Here is a 22344-nt window from a genome sequence, read left to right as displayed (position 1 = left end):
TTGTCAGGGCCGTGGGCTGCGTCCAGGCCGTACGTGGGAGGCAGAGCAGGGCAAAGAGCAATATGGCGAGGTAGCGGGCGATTCCGACTCGCCGGCAGTCTGCGGGAGATGTGCTACTCTGCGCTGGATGCAAGCAGCGGTCCGGCGCGGTCCGAGGCCTCCACAAGGTCCTCGACCCGATTATAGAAGATATGTTGGCCGATCGTCGGGCCCTGCGCCAGAGTGTCCTTCCACGGCGGATGAACGTAGTCGGCATGATACCAAAGCGCCTGCTGCGTCGGGTCGTCGAGGAGATCCCAGTAGATGAGATGGCCGATCCAATAGCTCTGCTGCCAGCTTATCAGATCGGTCGGCTCGTCGCTTCTCCCGTCGCACCACCAGGAGAACTGGCAATGGAAGCGCGGCGATTCGCCGCCTTGTTCGACCACTGCGCAGACGGTGTCGGGAAAGCTCGGGTCCATGACGCGGTTCATAACCACATAGCCAACAGCGATCTTTCCGCGATCGGGTTCGCCCCGCGCCTCGAAGTAAATCGTAAGCGCCAGGCACTCGATCTCGGCGTCATGGACAGTCTGCGCCGAGGCTGGAGACATAAATATGATAGCGATCATGAGCGCGAAAAAATTCACCCAGTCAAGGCGACGCATTGAGGCGAGGAGGCCGGGTGAAAACTGACTACGGTCGAGACTATTCACCATGTTGACCCATTTTGTTATGCGCCCACCGCCGTCATAACACCGGTCGGCGCAAAAAGGTTGCGACGTTCTTGTCTGTAGTTATTGGATGACTGAAGAAGGACGATTTAAGGGCCCGGGGTAGGGGTATCGGGATGATGTGGCCTCGGGCGATATCGACGATCAGGAGCGGCGAACCGGATGGACAGCGGAGAAGAGGCGGCATCGACAGCGGACGGCTCCGGACGGCTGCCCGTGCCTGCCGATGCGGGCACGGCGGCGGGCATCGTCGATGCCGCGATCGCGCGTTACTGCACCGAGCGCCGCGCCCGGCTTGCCGGGTTCGTCGACCGGCACTATTCGTTCAGAGGCGCCGTCCGGGTGCATGGACAGGCTTTTGGCTGGGACCTGCTTCGGGCGCCGGCCAATCTCGTCCTGGCGCTCCCGCAACTCGCGCTTCTCTCCGCCGGCTTGGCGGGGCGAGCCGTGGCGAAGCGGCTCGATGCGCGGTATGCGGTCCGGGTCGAGCGGCTTGGCCATCGGCTCGGCCATCGAAGTCTGTTCCTGAAGACCGATGTGGCGGCCGAGATCGAATGGCTGCTCTACACTGATCTGCTCGAACTGCCCTATCGGCAAGTTCATCCGACCCGCGGCGAGCGAATTCACGCGCGCGACGCAATCGCGGAGGCGATTCTCGGCGATCCGCGGGTCGACAATGCGGTGCGGACAAGCGTCATGGCTATCGGCCACCGGGCGCGCGATCCCGGATTCCACGCCCGATTGGCGGACGTCGTGGCCGTTTATGTCGGCAGTCGCGTGGCGGCGAGCGACATTGCCACATCGCTGGTCAGCATCGGCGTCGGGGCGCTCACGGCGCGACAGTTCACGCCGGGCATGCTGACCCTCGGTCCGGCCGTCGCCGGGGCGATCGCGAAACATACGGCGATCATGAGCTTCCCGCTCGGCGCCGGCATCGGCGGCCTATGGTACGGCGCCTTTCCCGTTACCGCGGGGCCGCTGCTGGTTGCCGGCGTGACGAGCGGGCTGTTCATGACGGCAGCGAGCGTCGCAGCATTCGCGGGGATTCTGACCGACCCGGTTCAACGCAGGCTCGGCATCCATCGCCGGCGGCTATCAAAGCTCCTCGCGGCGATCGAGCGGGAGCTGACCGACGAGGGGCCGATGTCGCTCACGCTGCGGGACCACTATGCGGCCCGTCTGCTTGATCTCTTCGACATCCTGCGCAGCGCGCACCGACTGGCCCAGTAAGGGAAGGAGCGGCGTCGCGCTCGATCCACTAGGTAAAGGCGAAGTAAACGATCACGAAGGCGACGATGACCAATACCGTGGAAATCGCCAAGACATATCGCTGAACGCCCAAGACCTTGCCGGAGCGCGCCTCCCGCGTACTCAATTCCTGCGATTCTTCAGGAGGTGAGGGCCGCTTTCCCTTCATTCTTCTCTCGTTCTTCCATCGTCTCGAGGGCCGGGTCGCGCCCGAGGCACACAATGTCTAACGACCACTGGGAGCGAAGGTTCCGATTGTCCAGGACCGGGATGGCAGCCGGCCTCGAGCAGCCGTTGGAACCGCGGGGCGGGCGTTCTCCTTACTTCTCAGGGAATCCTGATCGCACACAACCTGGAGAGCATCCGATGACTGGAAATCCTTTGCCCGGCGAGGAGAGCCCCGGCCAATCGCCGGCTCCCGAAGGCCCGCACCGTCCGCGCAATCCCGGGGAACCCCCGGTACCCGGCAACCCGAACGATCCGGTTCTGCCGCCGGATCCGGGCGATCCGCAGGGACCGGAAGGCCCGAATCATCGGAGCCGGCAGCCACCCAGCCGATAGCGCCCGCCGGCGCAGTCCGCCCCGTTGCGGTCCCAGCGCGTCCCCAGCCGCATCCCCGGGGCGTCCCCAGGGCGTCCCCAGGGCGTCTCCAGGGCGTCCATGGGCCCCCGACCGGGGTATCCCGGAAAGGCGTTCGGCTGCACCGCGGGTCGCGCGTAGGATCGCGACCATGCGCGCTGGCGTGGATGTGTTCCTGTTCCTTGGGCAGTGTCTTGCCGTCGATGACTCCGACGCGGCCGTCGCGGCGCTGCGCAACGCAATTGCCGCCAACGAAGGTTCTTGGCTGGAGGTTGTCGCGTTGGCCAACGACCACCTCGTTACGCCGACGCTGTTCGAGTCTCTCCAGCGTAAGGGCGTCTCGGACGCTCTGCCGCCCGATCTGCGATCATACCTAGCCGAGATCCACGGTATGAACGCCCGACGGAACGCGACCATCCGTCGTGACGCTCTCGAGGTCACGCGCCAGTTGAACAGACAGGGCATTGTCCCTGCGGTGCTCAAGGGAGCGTTGCAGCTTTTCGAGCGGCATGGCGGGGACGGTCGAATGATGGCCGACATCGATCTCCTGGTGCCGCGCCCGGCTTTCACCGCTGCCATCGACGCGCTGACACGGATCGGCTATGTCGCCGTAAGCGGGATGGACGGACGGCCCGCTCATGGCGTCACGCTGGCCCGTGCCGGCGGGCTCGCAACCATCGACCTTCACCGGGATCTGGGGCCGCAGCGGAGTGTGCTGTCGGCCGAGGCGGTCCTGGCGTCCGCCGTTTCCCTGTCCGCAAATTGGCTGCGATTGCTGGCGCCGTCGCCCGCCCACCGCGTTCTGCACAACATCGTCAACACCGCGGTCGCGGGCCCCAATCATCGCCTCGGTGTGATCTCGCTGCGGCAACTCCATGACCTCGCCGTCACCTCACACCGCCACGCGGAGGCCATCGATTGGGTTGCCATCCGTGGGACCATGGGACAACAGGGATTGGCGCATGTCGTGGACGCCACGCTCTGCCTCGCCCACCGGCTGCTGGCGCTGCCGATGCCCCGCAGCCTCGACGAGACGCCCCGGGCGCGCCTGCATTTCCAGCGCTGCCTTCTGCAGCTTCGCAGTGCGCCTCTGGCGCTCGCGGCGCGTTACTGGACCGGCCTGACCCAGCCGCTCAGCCGAGTGAACATGGAGTATGTCTGCGACTGCGACGTCGGCGCAATCGACCTTAACCTGTCACGGGCTCGGCGGGTTTGGTCCGTTCTCCGCCGCGGGTCGGCCAAGAAGATCCGCTATGATTTTCAGGTTCGGTGATGCCGCCGCGGAAGCGAGTGCCTTGCGACGGGGCGCTGCATCCGGCGCGAGGCGTAGAGCTGCATATCCTGGGCGAGGAGGGTATCCTCTTCGACCGATCGGCACAGACTCTTTACCGCTTGAACGGCGCGGCGACCTGCGTCTGGTGTCATTTGGAGCAAGAGTCGGACGCAGCGGCGGTCGCCGCGGCCACGGCGCGAAGTCTGGGTATCGAGCGCGACAGTGCCGCTGGGTACGTGCGCGACATCGTCGGCCAGTGGCGCGACCTTGGCCTTCTGGCGGGCAGTAAGCCCCAGGGGCGACCGCGGCACGTGAAGGCGGAGAGGGTGAGAGTGGATGAAGCGCCGGTCGGTGCAGGATGCGCCGGCGGCCGCAGCTATCGGCTGCTGAACAGCATCGTTTCGATCACCTTTTCCGACCGAACGCTGGAGGAGCGTGTTTGTCCGATCCTGCAGCATCTGGAAATCACATCGGCGGCGGGCGCGGACATCGCCTTGGTGGTGACGGCAATACCGGGTCGCTGCGAAGTACGGAGCGATGGGCGGATTCTGGCCTCCTGTAATGCGCCGGAAGCGCTCGCTCCTCTGGTCGAAGGTCTCCTCCTTCATCTCGCTGTGAGGCGCTGTCGCTACTTCATCGCTCTCCACGCGGCCGCAGTCGCCTCGCCCGAAGGCTGCCTGCTGCTCCCGGGTCCCTCCGGCAGCGGCAAGACCACGTTGGCCGCGGGTCTGGCGGATGCCGGCTGGAGCTACATGTCCGACGATATCGTCCTCTTGGAGGAACAAGACTTGAATGCCGTGTCGGTGCCGGAGAGCTTATGCATCAAGGAAGGCGCATGGGTGACGATGTCGCGCCGCTGGCCAAGTCTTGCCGGGCTCGTCCCGCACCTGCGCCATGACGGCAAGCGAGCGCGCTATTTGGCGCCGCCTTGGACCATCGGCGGGCATGACGGAACCGGAATTCGCGTGCGATGGATCGTCTTTCCCCGATACCGCCCGGACGCTGCGACGGCGTTGCGGCCATTGACGCCGGCGGAGGGCTTGCAGCGCCTCGTGGCGCTGTGCTCCGGGCTTCGCGAGTCCTTGGACTCCGACAAGGTTCGCCGACTGGTAGGTTGGGCCGCCGGGATCGACAGCTTCGAGATGGATGTTTCGGATCTCGACTCGGCCGTGTCGTGCCTCTGTGCCCTTGTCCCGACCGAGCGGAGATAACGATGGCATGCCACTTTTGGCATAGTGCTATTGGCGTCGGACGCTTTCCAAAAGGTCGGCTGCCCTGGGTCGAGACTCGCCTTACTCTCAAGACGTGCCTGAGCAGGACTCACCTGCGTCCTCAAGGAGATCAAGGGCCATGGAAACGGAGCAGACGTCGTCACCATCGGAACGGGACGAAGAGCGCCGGCGATTTCTCGAGCGTTTCGGCAAGTACGCGATCGTGACGCCGCCGGCGATTACGATGATGCTGGCGGTCGCGCTGACACCCGACGACGCCGTGGCCTCGGGCTTCCCCGGCGTTGGCTGGGGCGTGGGCGGAAATCCCAAGACCAAGACGCCCGGACAACATCCAGGAGGCAAGCCCTAGAGTTTGATCCGATCACATCGCCGTCACCCGGCTTCGGCTCGACCGCTCCGCGCCTTGAGAGATTCCGTACTTGGATCAGGACAGGGGCTCAGGGCAGGGCGAACACGACAAGCGCGTCGCCGCGCGGCGCACCGTAGAGTTCTGGCGCGAATCCCTTGATCCAACCGCCCCAGCCGGAATGGACCGCGACGTACTGCTTGCCGTCGATGCTGTAGGCTACGGGGCTGCTGTGAATACCGCTGCCGGTCTGGAACGACCAGAGCTTCTCGCCCGTGTGCGCGTCAAAGGCCGAGAAGGCGCCCGTGGGCTCGCCGGCGAAGACGAGATCGCCGGCCGTGGCGAGGAGCGAGCCAAGCATCGGATGCTCGCCCCGCCACGACCAGACCTCACGGCCGCTCAAGGGGTCGAATGCCTTCACGTGGCCCCATTGCCGCTCCTTGACGATTTCCACGTCGCCGCCCCAGTAAGGCAGGCTTTCGCCGAAATCCGTATCCGCGGTCTTGAAGGTCCCGCACTGCTCGACGACCGGAACGTAGAGCAATCCCGTGCGCGGGCTGTAGGCCGCGTGCGGCCACTCCTTGGCCCCAGCCGGCCCGGGGCAGATCTCCGTGCCCCCGGGCGTTGGCACGCGCCGAACCGTGACGTGACCCGTGCGCGGATCGACTTCACCCCAATCCGCGCGTGCGAAGGGCGTCGCAAGTACGAGTGCGCCATTGGTGCGGTCGAGGACATAGAGATGCCCGTTCTTGTCGAAATGAGCGAGGAGCCGGCGCCCGCCCTGCTCGAAGAGGATGTTCTCGTTGACTCCGTCGTAATCCCACATCCCATGCGGCGTCATCTGGAAGTACCAGACGAGTTTGCCGTCGTCCGGCCGGAAGGCGATGATCGAATTGGTGAAGAGATTGGCGCCCTCGCGAACCGAGCCGTCGAAGACCGGCCCAGGATTTCCGGTGCCCCAATAGACGAGGTCGAGCTCGGGATCGTAGCTGCCGGTGATCCAAGCCGTGCCCCCGCCACGCTGCCAGGAGTCGCCGCTCCAGCTTTCGGACCCCGGCTCGCCCGGCTTCGGCACATTGTAGCGCCGCCAGCGCCGCTCGCCGGTGGCGATATCGAAGGCGTCGATATGACCCCGCACGCCGTACTCGCCGCCCGAACTGCCGGTGAGTACCATATCCTTGACGACGAGCGGTGCCAGGGATGCGCTCTCGCCTGCGCGCACGTCGGCGAAGACTTGCGTCCAGACCGGCTTTCCCGTCGCGGCATCGAGGGCCACGAGGTAACCGTTGGGCGTGACGACGAAGACCTTCCCCTGGGCTATTGCCGCGCCGCGATTGACGTTGCCGCAGCATAAAGGAACGTCGAGCGGGATCGCGTGTCTGTAGTGCCAGAGCATCCCACCCGTGCGCGCGTCGAGCGCCCAGACATGGCCGTCGGGGCCGGTGGTGTAGAGTACGCCATCGACGACGAGCGGCGCTGCCTCGAAGGCGTAATCCGAAGGATCGGCGACGAGTCCGATGAGCCCGGACTGGAAGATCCAGGCTGGCCGGAGTTGGGCGACGTTGCCGCGATCGATCTCGTCGAGTGGGCTATAGCGCTGCGCGTCGTAGGCGCCGTAATAGGTGAGCCAGTTCTGCGGTTCCGAGCGGGCATTGACGAGGCGCTCGAACGTCACTGTCGCCGCAACCGGTGGTGCGGTGCCGGCGAGGCGCGCGTTTGCGGCATCGAAAGGCTGCGCCTCTCGGCTGACCGGGAAGCGCTCGAGCGGAGGCATACAGGCCGCGAGCAGCAACGTAACGACGAGCGAAATTCCTCGGAGCCGAGCGGGCATCTCCTCCTCCTTCGGATTGCCTCAGTCTTCGGGTGGTTGCGGCTGGGGTGGGCGATCGAGCCGCGCTTGAGGCGGCACGCCGCCCTCGACGAAGATGAAGCCCAGCATGCCTCGCCCGGCATGATTCCCGACGGGACAGCCGAACCAATAGAACCCAGGTGCGTCGAGCTCGATCGCGATCCGCCCGGAGCTGCGCGGCGGCAGTTCCAGCAGACGGTGCCCGCCGTTGCTGGGCATGAACGCTGCGTGCTTCATCATATCAGGGTTGTGGACGGTGAGTTCGAGTCGGCCGCCTTCGGGCATGACGATGATGGCAGGCGTCCAGATGAGTTGGGCCGGGCGCGCCCACATCTCGCCGCGCATGATGCCGTCGTCGCCCAACCTGGCGTGCGCCAGGCCGCCGGTGGCGTAGATGCGAGTGACCAAAGCCTCGTTGGGGCGGTCGACCTGCGGCAGCTCGTTGACAAGCCGCACCACCGGCGGCTCGAGCTGCTCGACGACCGATGGGCGCGCGAGGCCCATATACTCGCAGCCGGTCAGGACCAAGGCAGCGACCAGGAGAGTGAGGCGGGAAAGCGGCATAACACATCCACCCACAGCCATTTGCGCGGATGGTGCCGGCTCTGCCGCGGCAAGAACATCCGTAATCGCAGTATCTCCGCCCGCGCCCGTGCCAATGCAATGACAGGTACCGTCACAATAGGATGCGACGCCTACGACATCAAGCAGCGCCCGAAATACGGCGTCTGCAAAGGCGCCTAGTCCCACGGCCCGCGACGGCGTCGGCCGAACAGCGGGACCGATTTGTCACGAAACGGAACGACCAGCACCGCCCCGGAGATGAAGCCGCCGATATGGGCCCAGAAAGCGATGCCGCCCTGTTCGCCGACGACCATCGAGCCCTGAATGAACTGGAGGACGAACCAGAGACCGAGAACGAGCAATGCCGGGATTCGGGCCGTGGTGATGAAGAAGCCGAGCGGGATCAGGACCAGGATGCGGGCGTGCGGATGCAGAACGATGTAGGCGCCGAGCACGCCGCCGATCGCGCCGCTCGCCCCGACCATCGGGACCAGGACCTCCGGATCCGTGAAGCCTTGCGTCAGAGCGGCGATCACGCCGCAGAGCAGATAGAACAGGAGAAACTTCACATGCCCCATCGCGTCTTCGACGTTGTTCCCGAAGATCCAGAGATACAGCATGTTCCCGAGCAGGTGCAGCCAACCGCCATGCAGGAACATGGAGGTCAACAGCGAGAGTCCGGAAGGAATCCAGGCGATCTCCGCCGGTAATCTCTGATCGCCAAAAAAAACGCCGGGAATGAACCCCAGCGCAAAGATGGCCCGTTGCTGAGCAAGGGGCGGTAACGCCAGTTGCCAGAGAAAGGCAAGGACACAGGCGACGATCAGGCCGATGGTCACCATCGGGCGAATGGTCGTGGGAGTGTCGTCATGCAGCGGAATCATGCAGATCACTCCCTGTCGAAGATCGGCCCCGAAGATTAGCGATGTCTTCGAAGAACCGCCGATCGTCGCGGCAACTCCAGGTGGGAACAGCCGCAGGACGGCGGATGACCTTCCGCCGCCGCGTCAGCCCGTCAGCGCTCGACGGATGGTTGCGATGACGTCATCGGTGGAATAGGGCTTGTTCACGAAGCCTTTGGCGAACGCTCGCCCTTGCTGAACGGCGTCGTCCAGGAACGCCGTCAGGAAGACGATCGGGATGCCGTGCTCCTCGAATAGCTGCCGCCCCGTGGTGATGCCGTCGATGTTGCCGGTCAGCCGCACATCGACAAGGGCGAGATCCGGGGCGAGATCCGGTTCCGCCTGATTCGCGAACGACAATGCCGTAGCGCAATCGTCGGCAACGCCGATCACGACGAAGCCGGCGTTGGTCAAGGATGCCCGAAGACTCTCGGCTTGCAGGGCGTCATCCTCGACGATGAGGATTCGGGGAGCGGCCGCGGTCATCGATCCTGCCGATTGCTTCGGTGCCAAATCATGGTGCGCCGTCTCATGCGGCGCATTCGGTCAAGGTCGAACATGATGCGACTTTCGATAAGGGCCTGTCTACGTTTCGACAACGCCTGGCAGAAGGCCATGTTCCCTTTGATCGAGCGGCCGCTTATCACCCCGACGATTCTGTAACCGCAAGCGCAAGATCTATCACGGAACGTTCCACGTTGCAGCGTGTTCGTGTTCTTGTTCCGAATATTACTCTGGAGCGCTGCGATGCATGACCATACATACAAGATCATCGAGCTGTCCGGATCGTCGAGCGAGGGGATCGAGGGTGCCATCCAGAACGCGATCAGCCAGACGGCGCAATCGATCGAGCATCTTCGCTGGTTCGAGGTCAAGGAGATCAGAGGGCATATCAAGGAGGACGGTGTCGCCCACTACCAGGTCATCGTGAAAATCGGATTCACCATCGAGCAATCGATGACCTGAGATGGATGCGATTTAGGGGGAATGAATGAAAGAAAACAAGCTCGTTAATCTCGTTCGCGCCACTCTCTTCCTGGTCGGCGCCGTGTCCCTCGCAGCCTGCGGAAGCACGACGCAGGACCGTGCTTTGAGCGGAGCAGGGGCGGGCGCGGCGACCGGCGCCGGAATCGGGGCGCTGGCCGGCGGGCTCGGCGTGATCCCGGGCGCCCTCATCGGCGGAGCCGTGGGTGGTGGGGTCGGCGCCGCGACGGACCAGGAGACTCTCAATCTCGGCCGGCCGCTTTGGCGCCGCTGACAGCTGATCTATCGGGGGCGCGCGCGGGAGGAGGCGATCGGTGCAAAGGCGATTGCGTCGAGAAACGCCCGGCAGCATACTTGCTCGGTCAGGCTATCTCGAACGTATCGCGCCAGCTTGGCGGATTGCCGAATTTTGTGGGAGGCGCTCCACCATGCAATTCATCATCGACCAATCCGATCTGCACCGCTTGTCTTCATCGGCCCGGGCCGAGCTGTGGGCCCTGATTCAGCGCGAGCATGCGCCGCCAAAGCGCGACGAACGCGCGAAGAAAGGCTTTCGCTGGCGCGCGCCTTACGATCTGACGCCCGATCTGACAAGAAAGCTGATGCGGGGCCTGAGCAAGGAGTCGAAGAAGCGCCTCGAGCTCTTCGCCGGCAACAGCGGTCGGGTCACCGTGAGCGATCTTCTGGCGGTCACGGGCGACGAGGACTGGCGTGCCCTCTCGACCTTCGAAGGCAATGTGACGCGAAAGCTGCGGCGGCTCGTCGGCGATGAGGACAAGATCATCTCGCTGATCATGTGGGATTATGGGTCGGAGACATGGGATGCGGACCATAAGACGCTGCTCGATGGCGTCTATTATGTGTCCGATGCCACGGCAGCGTCGCTTCGGAGCTATTTCGGCAGGTAGGGGCGGGTTTCAAACACACCCCTTATCTCCGGCCTCTTAACGGAGGTCTCGTCTGCAGCCATATTGCGGAATGCGGTGCCGCATCCAATCTTATTGACATGCGCAAGAGCATCCGGACGTTGGCGACGGGCCTGGCGTTCCTGGCACTGTTCATGGCCGGTGGTTGCGCGACAGCGCCGCCGCGGCCGGCGATGGTGCCGTTTGCGGAGACCGGTAGCTATGGTTTCTCCGAAGCCCAGCTTGCGCCGGACCGGTACGAGGTCCGGTATGTCAGCCCCCGCCTGCGCACCTCGAGCATCGCCCCGGAGGACTCAGGAGAGATCGAAGCCCAGCGGCAGCGCAGCTTCGACCTGGCCCTATGGCGCGCCGCGGAACTGGCGATGCGTGAGGGATTCCCGGCCTTTACCGTCGAGCAGGACAATCGGAACGTTGCCGTAACCGTACGGACCGAGCCGATGGTTTCCCCCTTCTGGCCGTATCACCCCTTTTATGGCTATGACCGGTTCGGCCGCTATTACCCCGGCTTCCCGTACTATCCCTATCCCTACAGCACCGGCTATCGGTCCCGTGCCTCGGTCCAGGCGACGGCGGTTCTCAAGGTTCAGATGCTAGAGGAGCAGACCGGCGACAGCTATGACGCCGCGGCGACGGCGGCCCGGCTCAGGGAAGCCTATGGCGACGCGACCTATCCGGGGTGACCTCGACGGCCCCCTTCGGCGCGCCGCGGTGACAGGACCGCATCCTCCATACGGATCCGGTAGAGCAGCAGCAGGCCGTTCAGCAGCGAAAACAGGAGTGCGATCTCCCAGGCGCCGAAGGCGAGCGGCAGGATTGCAATCTCGGCCGCGACGATCGCGTAGTTCGGATGACGGCAGAACCGATATGGGCCGCCGGAAATCAGCGGTGCGTCGGGCAGGGTGATGATCCGCGTGGTCCAGAACCGGCCCAGGGTGATCAGCACCCAGACGCGGCCCGCCTGCAGAAGGACAAAGAGCGCCAGCAGCCACCAGATGATCGGCGCGTCGGCCGGGACGAAAAAGAAAAGCGCCGCAAGCCAAGCGGCGTGAAGCAGCACCATGATCGGATAATGGCCGGCGCCGGCCTCGACCCCGCCTTGCGCGATCAGCCAGGCCGCGTTGCGCCGGGCGTGGACCAGTTCGGCGACGCGCTGCAGGGCGACCAGGGCGACGATCCATTGGACGAGCGTCACGGGATGTCCAGCAGTTGAAAGCCGGCCGTGAATCCAGGTCCCAGCGCCGTCATCATGTAGCGGCCAGCCATGCCCTTTCTGAGCATGCGCTCGAGCACGAAGAGCACGGTCACGGCCGACATGTTGCCGTAGTCTCGGAGCACGGAGCGTGCCTCCGCCAATCGGTCCGACGGGAGGTCGAAAGCGGCCTCGATAGCATCGATCACCTTGGCGCCGCCCGGGTGGCAGACGAGGCCGTCGAGATCGTCGATGCCAAGTCCGTGGGCTTGCAGAAAGCCTTCGGTTGCTGCGCGGAGATCGCGATGGACCAGCGTGGGAATATCGCGCGAGAACAAGACGCCGAAGCCGTCCTCCTCGATGCGCCAGCCCATGACATCGAGAGAGTCGGACCAGGTGTGGGATCCCCCTGGACCAAAAGCGACGCCGGGAGCGGCATCATTTCCCGCGCTGTCGATCAGCACCGCGGCGGCGCCATCGCCGAACAGCGCGGTGGCGATGATATTGCTGTTCGAGTGATCGCCATAACGGAACGTCAGGCCACAGAGTTCGACGACGAGGAAGAGAATCTTGCCCGATCCGGCTGTCCTTGCCATGTTCGCGGCGTGCGACAGGCCGATGACTCCGCCGGCGCAGCCAAGGCCGAAGATCGGCAGCCGCCGCATGTCGCGACGCATCGCCAACCGCTCCATCAGCAGGGCATCAACGCTCGGGGTGGCGATGCCCGTGGTGGACGCGACGACCAGGCCAGTCACGTCCGCGGGGTCGCAGCCGGCGCGCTTCAAACAGCGCCCCGTCGCCTCGGCAAGGAGGGCGGTGGCATTCTCGACATAGATTTGCGCCCGTTCCCGCCAGCCATGGGGCTCAAAATACCATTCTACTGGAACGCAGGAGTAGCGGGTCTCGATTCCCGCATGGCTGTAAACCGGCAACAGGCGATTGATTTCGGATCGCCGCCGATCGAACAGCCGCTCCGATAACTGCATCACTTCCTGCTGACGCAGGACAAAAGGTGGCACCGCCGTGGCAAGCGACAGAAGACGCGGGGTATTCATGAATACGTCCAAGAGTGCTGGTGCCGTTCAGGACGACGCAGCCCTTCTACGAACTTTCGTCGAAAGCGGATCACGGCACGTTCAGGAACCGCTAACTATAAATAGTGCAAAAGGCTGCATTCCGTTCCGCCTTCGGCTTCTTTAGTATCGGGCGAAACAGGCAAGGAGGCTCATATCGCGCAATGACGAAAAAGAAGCAGCGAGACAGACCGGACTCGGAAGGCGGCGACCGGAGCGGACGAGAGAAGCCGAAGCCGCCGATTCGCCCCGGGTTCGCCGCGCGGCTGCGGGCCTACTTCCTGGCCGGCGTCCTGATCACCGCGCCGATGGCGATCACCTTCTATCTGGCATGGCTCTTCATCTCGTTCGTGGACAGCCGCGTCCGGCCGCTCATCCCGCCCGTCTATAATCCGGAGACCTATCTGCCGTTCAGCATTCCCGGCATCGGCCTGGTCATCGCGATCGTCACCCTGACCCTGATTGGGGCGACGACGGCTGGATATGTCGGACGGATGTTCGTCCGGTTGAGCGAGCGGGCTCTGGCTCGCATGCCCGTGATCCGCAGCATCTACGGCGCGACGAAGCAGATCTTCGAGACGGTGCTGGCGAATCAGTCACAGGCGTTCCGCGAAGTCGTTCTCGTCGAATATCCGCGCCGCGGCATCTGGGCGGTCGGATTCATCACCGGCACGACCGAAGGGGAGGTGCAGGAACTGACCGAGGACGAGGTCATAAATGTGTTCCTGCCGACGACGCCCAATCCCACCTCCGGGTTCCTGCTGTTCGTGCCGCGGCGCGATCTCGTCTATCTCAGCATGACGATCGAGGAGGGCATCAAGATGGTCGTGTCCGGCGGAATCGTCACGCCGCCCGACATGCGGCCGCCGTCTAAGCGCGGCAAGCGGATTCCTTCGCGGATGCCGCCGCCCGTGCTCGAACCCGAGATTCGCGCGGCAAGCGAATAGTCATCCAGAGCGCACCGTCTTGACCACGGCGTCGCGCTCGAAGAGATAGAGCAGGGTCCGAAGCGCCTGGCCGCGGGCGCCGGTGAGCGTTGGGTCGCGGTCGAGGATCAGGCGGGCATCGTCCCGCGCGGCGGCGAGAAGCTCGCCATGGATCGCCAAGTCCGCCATCTTGAAGACGGGCAGGCCGCTTTGGCGGGTGCCGAGCAGCTCGCCGGCGCCACGCAGCTTGAGGTCCTCCTCCGCGATCCGGAAGCCATCCTCGGTTTCCCGCATGATCTTGAGGCGCGCCTTCGCCGCGGCGCCCAGCGGTCCCTGATAGAGCAGCAGGCAGGTCGAGCGTTCGCCGCCGCGCCCGATGCGGCCGCGCAGTTGATGGAGCTGCGAAAGACCGAACCGCTCGGCATGCTCGATGACCATCACGGTCGCTGCCGGGACGTCGACACCCACTTCGATCACTGTCGTAGCGACCAGAATATCGAGGCGCCCCTCGGCGAAGGCAGCCATGACGGCATCCTTCTCCGGCCCTTTCAGGCGGCCATGGACGAGGCCGACACGCGCGCCGAAGCGCCCGACGAGATGCGCATGCCGCTCCGCGACGGCGGCGATATCGATGGATTCCGACTCCTCGACCAGGGGACAAACCCAATAGACCCGCGCCCCCTGCCGCACGGCCCGATCGACCGCATCCACCACGTCGTCAAGCCGGTCGAGGGGCAGCGTCCGCGTGTCGATCGGTTTCCGGCCGGCCGGCTTTTCGGTCAGGCGCGACACGTCGAGATCGCCATAGGATGTCAGCATCAGCGTCCGCGGAATCGGTGTCGCGGTCATAACCAGAACGTCGGCCGCGCGCCCCTTGCCGGCGAGCGACAGGCGCTGATGCACGCCGAACCGATGCTGCTCGTCGATCACGGCGAGGGCGAGATCGCGGAAATCGACATCCTCCTGGAACAAGGCGTGCGTGCCGACCGCCAGGGCCGTCTCGCCGCTCGCCAGGCCGGCCAGTATCCGGGTTCTGGCCTTGCCCTTGTCGCGTCCGGTCAGTAGCGCGATCCCGACGCCGGCGGCCTCCGCCAGTGGGGCGATGGTGTTGAAATGCTGGCGAGCGAGGATCTCGGTCGGAGCCAGCAGGGCGGCCTGCGCGCCGGATTCGACCGCAATCAGCATCGCCAGAAGCGCAACGATCGTCTTGCCGCTGCCGACGTCACCCTGCAGCAGGCGCAGCATCCGGCTGCCCGAAGCCATGTCCCCGGCGATCTCGGCGAGCGCCAGCCGCTGCGAACCGGTGAGGGCGAAGGGAAGGGCGGCCAGCGCCTTCTCCTGAAGGCGGCCGTCACCGGAAACGGGGCGTCCGGGCAGCTTGCGTTGCTGGGCACGCACCAGGGCGAGCGCAAGCTGGTTGGCCAGAAGCTCATCGAAGGCCAAGCGCTGGCGCGCCGGCGTCTCCGGCGAAAGATCGGCCTCGCCCTGCGGCCGATGCGCGGCCAGGAGGGCCTGCCGCCATGCCGGCCAGCCCTGTCGCTTCAGGTAGCTCGGCTCGAGCCATTCGGGCAGATCCGGAATCCGGTCGAGAGCGCCCTCGACGGCCTTCTGGAGAGCCTTCGAGGGTAGCCCGGCGGTCATCGGATAGACCGGCTCGATCGCCCGCAGCTTCTCGCCGTCGGCGGGCGCCACGATATAGTCGGGGTGGGTCATCTGCCACTCCGCCCCGAACCGTTCCAGCTTGCCGCTGACGACCCGGACCTCGCCTTCCGGCAGCATCCGGCCCAGATATTCGGGCCGGGCATGGAAGAAGACGAGATGAATGAACCCTGTCTTGTCATGACACCGGACCTTGTAGGGATGGCGCCGGCTCGCGGGGGCGAGGTGGGCGTCGACCCGCAGGGTCAGGGTCACGATCGCCCCGGCTGGCGCCTCGGCCAGCGTCGGCGCGAAACGGCGATCGATCAGCCCGCTCGGCAGGTGCCAGCACAGGGACACCACCTCCGGACCGGCCAGCCGCTCGATAAGCTTGCCAAAGCGCGGGCCGACGCCAGGCAGCGTGGTTACCGGAGCAAAGAGCGGATAGAGAATTTCGGGGCGCAAGGGCAGGTTCTCGATCGTGGGTGCTGACAGAACGGAGTTCGCTTCTATATCTTACCCCGGTGTCCGAGGAAGATCTAAGCTGAGCGATGGAAGACGTTCTGGAGCGGCGCCGCAAGCGGCTGCGCTATCGTAGCTGGCATCGCGGCACCCGGGAGACCGATCTCATCTTCGGCCGCTTCGCCGATGCCCATCTCGGCGCCATGTCGGCGGAACAGCTTGACCGGTACGCCGCGCTGTTGGAAAACAGCGACCCTGATCTCTATAACTGGATCGCCGGGCGCGCGCCGGTGCCCACGGCATTCGACCATGATGTCATGAAGCTGTTGAAAAGCTTCAAGGTTCACGAAGCACGATCTTGAGTTCACGTATTCCGAAACTGTCCTCTCCCGGCCGTACGCTGGTCGCAGGAGCCCCGGAGGGGTATGACGCCCTGTTCCTCGGCCGACTGGTCCAGTCGATCCGGGGAGCCGCGCAGGATGGGCGGGCCGCCGACTTGCTGCACGTCGCGCGCGACGATGTGCGCATGGCGCGGTTGGCGGAGGCGCTCGCATTCTTCGCGCCGGAGGTCGAGGTTCTCACCTTTCCGGCCTGGGATTGCCTGCCCTATGACCGGGTTTCGCCGCACCGCGACATCGTCAGCCGACGAATCGACACGCTGACGCGGCTGATCGCGCCGCGAGGCGAAGCGGAGCAGGAGGTGGGGGCCGGACGCCGCCCCCGGATCCTGCTCGCCACCGTCGCCGCCGTTCTGCAGCGGGTGCCGGCGCGGGCGAGCTTCGAGGGGGCGGTCCTGGCGGTTGCGGTCGGCGCGACCATCGGCCCCGACAACCTCGTCGCGTTCCTTGCCCGGAACGGCTATCTGCGCGCCGAGACGGTGAGCGAGGCCGGCGAGTATGCCGTGCGTGGCGGCATCGTCGACCTCTTCCCGGTGGGCACGGAGGCACCGCTGCGCCTCGACTTCTTCGGCGATGAAATTGAGGAGATCCGCAGCTTCGATCCGCTGACCCAGCGCAGCGCGGGAAAGATCGACGGCTTCGCCCTCAAGCCCATCAACGAGGCTCGCCTCGATCCGGAGTCGATCGAGCGGTTCCGCTCCGGTTACCGCGGCGAGTTCGGAGTCGTCAGCGGCGAGGACCCGCTGTATGAAGCGGTCAGCGCCGGCCGGCCTTTCGCCGGGATGGAGCACTGGCTCCCGCTTTTCCACACCGGGCTGGAAACCGTGCTGGACTACGTTCCGGAAGCGACGGTCACCCTGGATTATCAGGCCGACGAGGCGTGCGGAGCGCGCTTCGAGATGATCGCCGATTTCTATGAGGCCCGGGCGCAGCTCCAGAGAGCGGAGGCGGCCAGCGGGTCCGCGGTCTATAAGCCGCTCCCGCCCAACCGGCTCTATCTGACGCCGGCCGAATGGGACGACATGCTGTCCCGGCGTCCAGTGGGGGCGCTGTCGCCTTTCGCCGCACCGGACGACGTGCCGAACATCATCGACGCCGGCGGCCGGCCCGGGCGCGACTTCGCCGAAGCACGCGCCCAGCAAGACGTCAATCTGTACGACGCGGTTCGATCCACCGTCGAGGCCGAGCAGCAGGCTGGACGCCGGGTCGCGATCGCCTGCTACAGCGCCGGCTCGCTCGACCGGCTCTCGCACCTGCTGCGCGAACACGGGCTTGAGCGGCAGCAGAAGGCGGCGGACTGGCGCGAGGCGAGCGCGCTCCCCATCCATATGGTGGCCTTCGCCGTTCTCGGGCTTGAGAACGGATTCGCGGCCGAGGACGTCGTGGTCCTCGGCGAGCAGGATATCCTCGGCGACCGGCTCACCCGTCCCGCAAAGAAACGCCGGCAGACCGACCAGTTCCTTGCCGAGCTCTCGAACTTCGGCGAGGGCGACTACGTCGTTCATGTCGAGCATGGGATCGGCCGCTATGACGGGCTGGAGACGCTGGAGGTCGGCGGCGCCCCGCATGACTGCCTGCGCGTCCTCTATGACGGCGGCGACAAGCTGTTCGTCCCGGTCGAGAACATCGAAGTGCTGTCCCGCTATCGCGCGGAGGACGCGATTGTCGTGCTGGACCGGCTGGGCGGCACCGCTTGGCAGGCCCGGAAGGCGCGCGTCAAGAAGCGCATCATGGAGATCGCCGACCAGCTGATCCGGACCGCCGCCCTGCGGGCCGTCAAGCCCGGCGACGCGATGCAGCCGGCGGAAGGACTGTATGGCGAGTTTTCCGCGCGCTTCCCCTATCCAGAAACCGAGGATCAGCAGCGCGCGATCGACGAGGTGCTGGCCGATCTCGCCTCGGGCCGGCCGATGGACCGCCTGATCTGCGGCGATGTCGGGTTCGGCAAGACCGAGGTCGGTCTGCGCGCCGCCTTCGTCGCGGCAATGGCGGGCTATCAGGTCGCCGTCGTCACGCCCACGACCCTGCTGTGCCGGCAGCATTTCCGCACCTTCACCGAGCGCTTCGCCGGCCTGCCGGTTCGCATCCGGCAATTGTCCCGGATGGTGACGGCGCGCGAAGCGGCGGAGATCCGCGAGGAACTGAAGGCCGGAACGGTGAACATCGTCATCGGCACCCATGCGATCCTCGCCAAATCCGTCGAGTTTGCCAATCTCGGCCTGCTGATCGTCGACGAGGAGCAACATTTCGGCGTCGGCCAGAAGGAGCGGCTGAAGGAGCTGCGCGCCGACGTCCATGTTCTCACCCTGACGGCGACGCCGATTCCGCGCACGCTGCAGCTCGCCCTTTCGGGGGTGCGTGAGATGAGCCTGATCGCGACGCCCCCGGTCGACCGTTTGGCGGTGCGGACCTTCGTCCTGCCCTACGATCCGGTCGTCGTGCGTGAGGCAATCCTGCGCGAGCATTACCGTGGCGGGCAGGTCTTCTATGTCTGTCCGCGGATCGAGGATCTCGACAGGGTCGCCGAGCGCCTGCGCAAACTGGTACCCGAAATCAAGGTCATCACCGCGCATGGCCGCATGTCGGCAACGCAGCTCGAGAAGGCGATGACGGCCTTCTATGACGGCGCCTACGACCTGCTGCTGTCGACGAACATCATCGAATCGGGCCTCGATATCCCGACCGCCAACACGATGATCATTCATCGATCGGATATGTTCGGCCTTGCGCAGCTCTATCAGTTGCGCGGCCGGATCGGTCGTTCGAAGCAGCGCGGCTATGCCTATTTGACGCTGCCCCCGAACCGGGTGCTCTCGGAAACCGCGCAGAAACGCCTACAGGTGATGCAGACGCTCGACACGCTGGGTGCCGGCTTCACGCTGGCGAGCCACGATCTCGACATCCGCGGCGCCGGCAATCTGTTGGGCGACGAGCAGTCGGGCCATATCCGCGAGGTCGGAATCGAGCTTTATCAGCACATGCTCGAGGAGGCGATTGCGGAAGCGCGCGGGACACCGGGCGCGGCGGCGCCGGCCGAGGAATGGACACCGCAGATCAGTATCGGCACCTCCGTCTTGATTCCGGAGGGCTATGTCGCCGATCTCGGCGTCCGGCTTGGGCTCTATCGACGGATCGCGACGCTGGTCGACCGCGCCGAGATCGATGCTTTCGCGGCCGAAATGATCGACCGCTTCGGTCCGCTGCCGCCCGAGGTCGAGAACCTGCTCGAGATCATCGCGATCAAGCGCCTGTGCCGGGATGCCGGCATCGATCGGGTGGAGGCCGGGCCGAAGGGCGCCGTCCTCTCCTTCCGCAACAACCGGTTCGCCAAGCCGGCGCAGCTCGTCGAGTTCATCAACCGGAGCCGCAACGAGATCAGCCTCCGCCCGGACCACAAGCTGGTCTACCGTCAGCCCTGGGACAATTCCCGCAGCCGCGTCGCCGGAGTGCATCGGCTGATGCAGAATCTGGCCAACATCGCGGCGTGAGAAAATCCCTCTCCCCCTTGTGGGAGAGGGAGATTAGGAGACCTGCGCGGCGGCTAGCTCTTCCTCGCGCTGCCGGGCGTCGTCCTCGCGGGCGAGGTCGAAGAGCTGGAACAGCGCCTCGGGTTCCTGGGCGCCGGAGAGCGCGAAGCGGCCGTTGAAGACGAAGCAGGGGACCCCATTGATGCCATGGCGGCGGGCCAGCATGTCCTCGGCCAGTGCGGCCTCCGCTTCGGCGTCGCCGTCGAGCCAGTCGGCGACGTACGCACTCTCTAGCCCGGCATCTGCCGCGACATGGAGCAGAACCGCCGTGTCGCTGATATCGCGACCTTCGAGAAAATAGACGCGGAACAGGGCCTCGAGCAACTGCTCCTGCCGCCCATGCGTCGCCGCGAGCCGGAGCAGACGGTGGGACTTGAGGGTGTTCGGCGTTCGTTCGATTCGCTCGAACGCGAAAGCGATCCCCTCCGCCGCGCCGGCGGCCCGCATCGCGTCATAGATCCGCGACGCCCGCTCGGCGCTGCCGAACTTGGCATCGAAATAGTGCCGCCGGTCCATGCCTTCCAGCGGCATAGTCGGGTTGAGCTGGAAGGCCCGCCAGCGGATCGTCAGACCCGGCTGCGGTCGCGCGGCAAGCGCCCGCTCCAGGCGTCGTTTGCCGATGAAGCACCATGGGCAGATCGTATCGGAGAAGATATCCAGCTTCACGTTTCGCTCACCTCCGCCGTCATAGGCTGAGGTTCCTCGATCAGACAATCTTGACCTTTAGAGTAGGGCACGGGACCATACCGTGGAAGGGCCAAGGCCCACATTATGGTGTGGGCGCAGGGGAGGGACGGGATGATGGCTGATCCGGGCCGGGCCGGGGGACTCTTCGATCGGGATTTGGAGAAGACGCCGGCCAACTATGTGCCGCTGACGCCGCTCAGTTTCCTGAACCGTGCCGCGACCATCTATCCTAACAAGCCGGCCGTGATCCACGGCGACCGGGTCTTCAGCTATGCGACGTTCCGCGAACGATGCCGCCGGTTGGCGAGTGCCCTGGCACGTCGCGGCGTCGGCAAGGGCGATACTGTCGCGCTGCTGGCGGGCAATATTCCGGCGACGCTGGAAGCCCATTACGCGGTGCCGATGCTGGGAGCTGTGCTGAACGCGCTCAATATCCGGCTCGATGCCGGCACCGTCGCCTTCTGCCTGGATCATGGCGAGGCCAAGGTGCTGATCGCCGACTGCGAGTTCTCCGACGTCACGGCGCAGGCGCTGGAGACGCTGGACCATCCGCCCTTGCTGGTCGATATCGACGATCCCGTAGCTGACTATTCTCAGAGCGGCGGACGGCGGCTCGGCGAGATCGAGTATGAAGAGTTCCTCGCCTCCGGCGACCCGGACCATGTGGGGACACCGCCCATCGACGAATGGCAGGCGATCTCGCTGAACTACACCTCGGGCACGACCGGCAACCCCAAGGGCGTGGTCTACCATCATCGCGGCGCCTATCTGAACGCGATCGGCGACGTCCTGGCCTTCGGCCTGACCGACCGGTCCGTTTATCTCTGGACCCTGCCGATGTTCCATTGCAACGGCTGGTCCTTCACCTGGGGGGTGACGGCGGCGGCGGCGACCCATGTCTGCTTGCGGCGTGTCGAGCCCGCGGCTGTCTACCGGATGATCGCGCGGCACGGCGTCACCCATCTCTGCGGGGCGCCGATCGTGCTCAACATGCTGGCCCACGCGCCGGATTCGGCCAAGGTCCGGTTCGATCACAGCGTGGAGGTGGCGACCGGCGGCGCCGCGCCGCCGAGCGCGGTGATCGCCGCGATGGAGCGCAACGGCTTTCGCGTCACCCATCTCTACGGGCTGACCGAGACCTACGGGCCGTCGACGATCTGCGCCTGGCAGGAACCTTGGGACGGGTTCTCCGCCGACGAGCGGGCGCGGATGATGGCGCGCCAGGGCGTCACCTATCCGACCTTCGAGACGCTGATGGTCGCCGACCCCGAGACGATGGCGGAACTGCCGCGCGACGGGCAGACGGTCGGCGAGCTGATGCTCCGCGGCAACTCGGTGATGAAGGGCTATCTGAAGAACCCGCAGGCCACCGAGGCCGCGCTGCGCGGCGGATGGTTCCACACCGGCGACCTGGCGACGCGGCATCCGGACGGCTATGTCGAGATCAAGGATCGCTCCAAGGACATCATCATCTCCGGCGGCGAGAATATCTCGAGTCTCGAGGTCGAGGAGGTCCTGTATCGCCATCCGCAGGTGTCGGAGGCCGCCGTGGTCGCCCGCCCCGACGAGATCTGGGGGGAGAGTCCCTGCGCCTTCGTCACGCTGAAGGAAGGGACGCACGGCGTCGGCGCCGACGCGCTGATCGCCTGGTGTCGCGACAACATGGCGCACTTCAAGGTGCCGAGGACCGTGATCTTCGGCCCGCTGCCGAAGACCTCGACCGGCAAGATCCAGAAATACCTCCTCCGGGAGCAGGCGCGCACGCTCTCGGCGGCGGGCGCCAAGGTGCCCGCCAAGGGGACTAATCGACAATGATGGCCGAAAGTTG

At 65.4% G+C, this 22344-nt stretch carries 22 protein-coding genes; 12 read left to right on the top strand and 10 right to left on the bottom strand.

Features of this window, described 5'->3' with window-relative positions; all coding sequences use genetic code 11:
* Positions 1-113 precede the first annotated feature (113 nt).
* Positions 114-593 carry a cell wall hydrolase gene (locus tag DT069_RS03055; RefSeq protein ID WP_162912948.1) on the bottom strand — a complete coding sequence of 160 codons (480 nt, stop codon included), beginning with the start codon at positions 591-593 and terminating at the stop codon, positions 114-116.
* Between the two features lie 282 nt (positions 594-875).
* Between DT069_RS03055 and DT069_RS03050 the strand changes: the two genes are divergently transcribed.
* Positions 876-1943, top strand: a complete 1068-nt coding sequence (locus tag DT069_RS03050; protein WP_119458766.1) for a DUF6635 family protein — start codon at positions 876-878, stop codon at positions 1941-1943.
* Between the two features lie 28 nt (positions 1944-1971).
* On the opposite strand, the gene DT069_RS24525 is transcribed toward DT069_RS03050, so the two are convergent.
* Complete coding sequence (locus tag DT069_RS24525; protein WP_162912947.1) at positions 1972-2130, bottom strand: hypothetical protein; 159 nt, start codon at positions 2128-2130, stop codon at positions 1972-1974.
* Between the two features lie 561 nt (positions 2131-2691).
* Here DT069_RS24525 and DT069_RS03040 point away from each other — a divergent pair.
* From DT069_RS03040 to DT069_RS03030, 3 genes are all read left to right on the top strand, one after another.
* Positions 2692-3813: a nucleotidyltransferase domain-containing protein gene (locus tag DT069_RS03040; RefSeq protein ID WP_119458764.1), complete on the top strand. Its 1122-nt coding sequence runs from the start codon at positions 2692-2694 to the stop codon at positions 3811-3813.
* Positions 3813-5024 (top strand): PqqD family peptide modification chaperone, encoded by a 1212-nt coding sequence (locus DT069_RS03035; protein ID WP_119458763.1) that lies wholly within the window; start codon positions 3813-3815, stop codon positions 5022-5024. The genes DT069_RS03040 and DT069_RS03035 overlap by 1 nt, the downstream gene beginning before the upstream one ends.
* 139 nt (positions 5025-5163) lie before the next feature.
* A complete protein-coding gene (locus DT069_RS03030) occupies positions 5164-5394 on the top strand; it encodes a hypothetical protein (protein WP_119458762.1) in 231 nt (76 codons plus the stop codon).
* An 88-nt stretch (positions 5395-5482) separates the two neighbouring features.
* On the opposite strand, the gene DT069_RS03025 is transcribed toward DT069_RS03030, so the two are convergent.
* The 4 genes from DT069_RS03025 to DT069_RS03010 form a co-directional block, all read right to left on the bottom strand.
* A complete protein-coding gene (locus tag DT069_RS03025) occupies positions 5483-7222 on the bottom strand; it encodes a PQQ-dependent dehydrogenase, methanol/ethanol family (RefSeq protein WP_425449957.1) in 1740 nt (579 codons plus the stop codon).
* Positions 7223-7243: 21 nt separating this feature from the next.
* Positions 7244-7804 carry an MSMEG_3727 family PQQ-associated protein gene (locus DT069_RS03020; RefSeq protein WP_162912946.1) on the bottom strand — a complete coding sequence of 187 codons (561 nt, stop codon included), beginning with the start codon at positions 7802-7804 and terminating at the stop codon, positions 7244-7246.
* A gap of 176 nt (positions 7805-7980) precedes the next feature.
* Positions 7981-8688 (bottom strand): rhomboid family intramembrane serine protease, encoded by a 708-nt coding sequence (locus DT069_RS03015; RefSeq protein ID WP_119458760.1) that lies wholly within the window; start codon positions 8686-8688, stop codon positions 7981-7983.
* Positions 8689-8811: 123 nt separating this feature from the next.
* Entirely contained in the window at positions 8812-9192 is a 381-nt protein-coding gene (locus DT069_RS03010; RefSeq protein ID WP_119458759.1) for a response regulator, read from the bottom strand.
* 261 nt (positions 9193-9453) lie between these two features.
* On the opposite strand from DT069_RS03010, the gene DT069_RS03005 reads away from it, so the two are divergent.
* The 4 genes from DT069_RS03005 to DT069_RS02990 all read left to right on the top strand — a co-directional run bounded on the left by DT069_RS03005 (position 9454) and on the right by DT069_RS02990 (position 11296).
* Positions 9454-9672, top strand: coding sequence for a dodecin (locus tag DT069_RS03005; RefSeq protein ID WP_119458758.1), 219 nt, complete (start codon positions 9454-9456; stop codon positions 9670-9672).
* Positions 9673-9697: 25 nt separating this feature from the next.
* Positions 9698-9964: a hypothetical protein gene (locus tag DT069_RS03000; RefSeq protein WP_119458757.1), complete on the top strand. Its 267-nt coding sequence runs from the start codon at positions 9698-9700 to the stop codon at positions 9962-9964.
* A 154-nt stretch (positions 9965-10118) separates the two neighbouring features.
* A complete protein-coding gene (locus tag DT069_RS02995) occupies positions 10119-10598 on the top strand; it encodes a hypothetical protein (RefSeq protein ID WP_119458756.1) in 480 nt (159 codons plus the stop codon).
* A gap of 98 nt (positions 10599-10696) precedes the next feature.
* Positions 10697-11296 carry a CC0125/CC1285 family lipoprotein gene (locus tag DT069_RS02990; protein ID WP_119458755.1) on the top strand — a complete coding sequence of 200 codons (600 nt, stop codon included), beginning with the start codon at positions 10697-10699 and terminating at the stop codon, positions 11294-11296.
* On the opposite strand, the gene DT069_RS02985 is transcribed toward DT069_RS02990, so the two are convergent.
* A complete protein-coding gene (locus DT069_RS02985) occupies positions 11284-11808 on the bottom strand; it encodes an isoprenylcysteine carboxyl methyltransferase family protein (protein ID WP_119458754.1) in 525 nt (174 codons plus the stop codon). The two genes, DT069_RS02990 and DT069_RS02985, sit on opposite strands and share 13 nt — an antisense overlap.
* Positions 11805-12860, bottom strand: coding sequence for a type III polyketide synthase (locus DT069_RS02980; protein WP_119458753.1), 1056 nt, complete (start codon positions 12858-12860; stop codon positions 11805-11807). The genes DT069_RS02985 and DT069_RS02980 overlap by 4 nt, the downstream gene beginning before the upstream one ends.
* A 182-nt stretch (positions 12861-13042) precedes the next feature.
* Here DT069_RS02980 and DT069_RS02975 point away from each other — a divergent pair, with 182 nt between their 5' ends.
* Positions 13043-13825 (top strand): DUF502 domain-containing protein, encoded by a 783-nt coding sequence (locus tag DT069_RS02975; RefSeq protein ID WP_119458752.1) that lies wholly within the window; start codon positions 13043-13045, stop codon positions 13823-13825.
* Here the strand turns inward: DT069_RS02975 and recG are convergent, their stop codons facing one another.
* The gene (gene recG, locus DT069_RS02970; protein ID WP_119458751.1) at positions 13826-15907 is read right to left on the bottom strand and encodes an ATP-dependent DNA helicase RecG; all 2082 of its coding nucleotides are present in this window, start codon (positions 15905-15907) and stop codon (positions 13826-13828) included.
* Positions 15908-15993: 86 nt separating this feature from the next.
* Between recG and DT069_RS02965 the strand changes: the two genes are divergently transcribed.
* Both DT069_RS02965 and mfd read left to right on the top strand, forming a co-directional pair.
* A complete protein-coding gene (locus DT069_RS02965) occupies positions 15994-16266 on the top strand; it encodes an FAD assembly factor SdhE (RefSeq protein WP_119458750.1) in 273 nt (90 codons plus the stop codon).
* Positions 16263-19790, top strand: a complete 3528-nt coding sequence (gene mfd, locus DT069_RS02960; RefSeq protein ID WP_119458749.1) for a transcription-repair coupling factor — start codon at positions 16263-16265, stop codon at positions 19788-19790. Before DT069_RS02965 ends, mfd begins: the two co-directional genes overlap by 4 nt.
* A 33-nt stretch (positions 19791-19823) precedes the next feature.
* Here mfd and DT069_RS02955 read toward each other — a convergent pair whose 3' ends face one another.
* Positions 19824-20495 carry a DsbA family oxidoreductase gene (locus tag DT069_RS02955; RefSeq protein WP_119458748.1) on the bottom strand — a complete coding sequence of 224 codons (672 nt, stop codon included), beginning with the start codon at positions 20493-20495 and terminating at the stop codon, positions 19824-19826.
* A 135-nt stretch (positions 20496-20630) separates the two neighbouring features.
* On the opposite strand from DT069_RS02955, the gene DT069_RS02950 reads away from it, so the two are divergent.
* Positions 20631-22331, top strand: a complete 1701-nt coding sequence (locus tag DT069_RS02950; protein ID WP_119458890.1) for an acyl-CoA synthetase — start codon at positions 20631-20633, stop codon at positions 22329-22331.
* Positions 22332-22344 lie beyond the last annotated feature (13 nt).

Source organism: Virgifigura deserti, assembly GCA_003576685.1.
In the GTDB taxonomy this organism is placed as follows: Bacteria; Pseudomonadota; Alphaproteobacteria; order Dongiales; family Dongiaceae; genus Virgifigura; species Virgifigura deserti.
This window is presented reverse-complemented; position numbering and strand designations above follow the sequence as displayed.

Coding starts and splice junctions, on each gene's coding strand:
- DT069_RS03055 (WP_162912948.1), bottom strand. CDS start 593: ATGTCTCCAGCCTCGGCGCAGACTGTCCATGACGCCGAGATCGAGTGC.
- DT069_RS03050 (WP_119458766.1), top strand. CDS start 876: ATGGACAGCGGAGAAGAGGCGGCATCGACAGCGGACGGCTCCGGACGG.
- DT069_RS24525 (WP_162912947.1), bottom strand. CDS start 2,130: ATGAAGGGAAAGCGGCCCTCACCTCCTGAAGAATCGCAGGAATTGAGT.
- DT069_RS03040 (WP_119458764.1), top strand. CDS start 2,692: ATGCGCGCTGGCGTGGATGTGTTCCTGTTCCTTGGGCAGTGTCTTGCC.
- DT069_RS03035 (WP_119458763.1), top strand. CDS start 3,813: ATGCCGCCGCGGAAGCGAGTGCCTTGCGACGGGGCGCTGCATCCGGCG.
- DT069_RS03030 (WP_119458762.1), top strand. CDS start 5,164: ATGGAAACGGAGCAGACGTCGTCACCATCGGAACGGGACGAAGAGCGC.
- DT069_RS03025 (WP_425449957.1), bottom strand. CDS start 7,222: ATGCCCGCTCGGCTCCGAGGAATTTCGCTCGTCGTTACGTTGCTGCTC.
- DT069_RS03020 (WP_162912946.1), bottom strand. CDS start 7,804: ATGCCGCTTTCCCGCCTCACTCTCCTGGTCGCTGCCTTGGTCCTGACC.
- DT069_RS03015 (WP_119458760.1), bottom strand. CDS start 8,688: ATGATTCCGCTGCATGACGACACTCCCACGACCATTCGCCCGATGGTG.
- DT069_RS03010 (WP_119458759.1), bottom strand. CDS start 9,192: ATGACCGCGGCCGCTCCCCGAATCCTCATCGTCGAGGATGACGCCCTG.
- DT069_RS03005 (WP_119458758.1), top strand. CDS start 9,454: ATGCATGACCATACATACAAGATCATCGAGCTGTCCGGATCGTCGAGC.
- DT069_RS03000 (WP_119458757.1), top strand. CDS start 9,698: ATGAAAGAAAACAAGCTCGTTAATCTCGTTCGCGCCACTCTCTTCCTG.
- DT069_RS02995 (WP_119458756.1), top strand. CDS start 10,119: ATGCAATTCATCATCGACCAATCCGATCTGCACCGCTTGTCTTCATCG.
- DT069_RS02990 (WP_119458755.1), top strand. CDS start 10,697: ATGCGCAAGAGCATCCGGACGTTGGCGACGGGCCTGGCGTTCCTGGCA.
- DT069_RS02980 (WP_119458753.1), bottom strand. CDS start 12,860: ATGAATACCCCGCGTCTTCTGTCGCTTGCCACGGCGGTGCCACCTTTT.
- DT069_RS02975 (WP_119458752.1), top strand. CDS start 13,043: ATGACGAAAAAGAAGCAGCGAGACAGACCGGACTCGGAAGGCGGCGAC.
- DT069_RS02965 (WP_119458750.1), top strand. CDS start 15,994: ATGGAAGACGTTCTGGAGCGGCGCCGCAAGCGGCTGCGCTATCGTAGC.
- DT069_RS02950 (WP_119458890.1), top strand. CDS start 20,631: ATGGCTGATCCGGGCCGGGCCGGGGGACTCTTCGATCGGGATTTGGAG.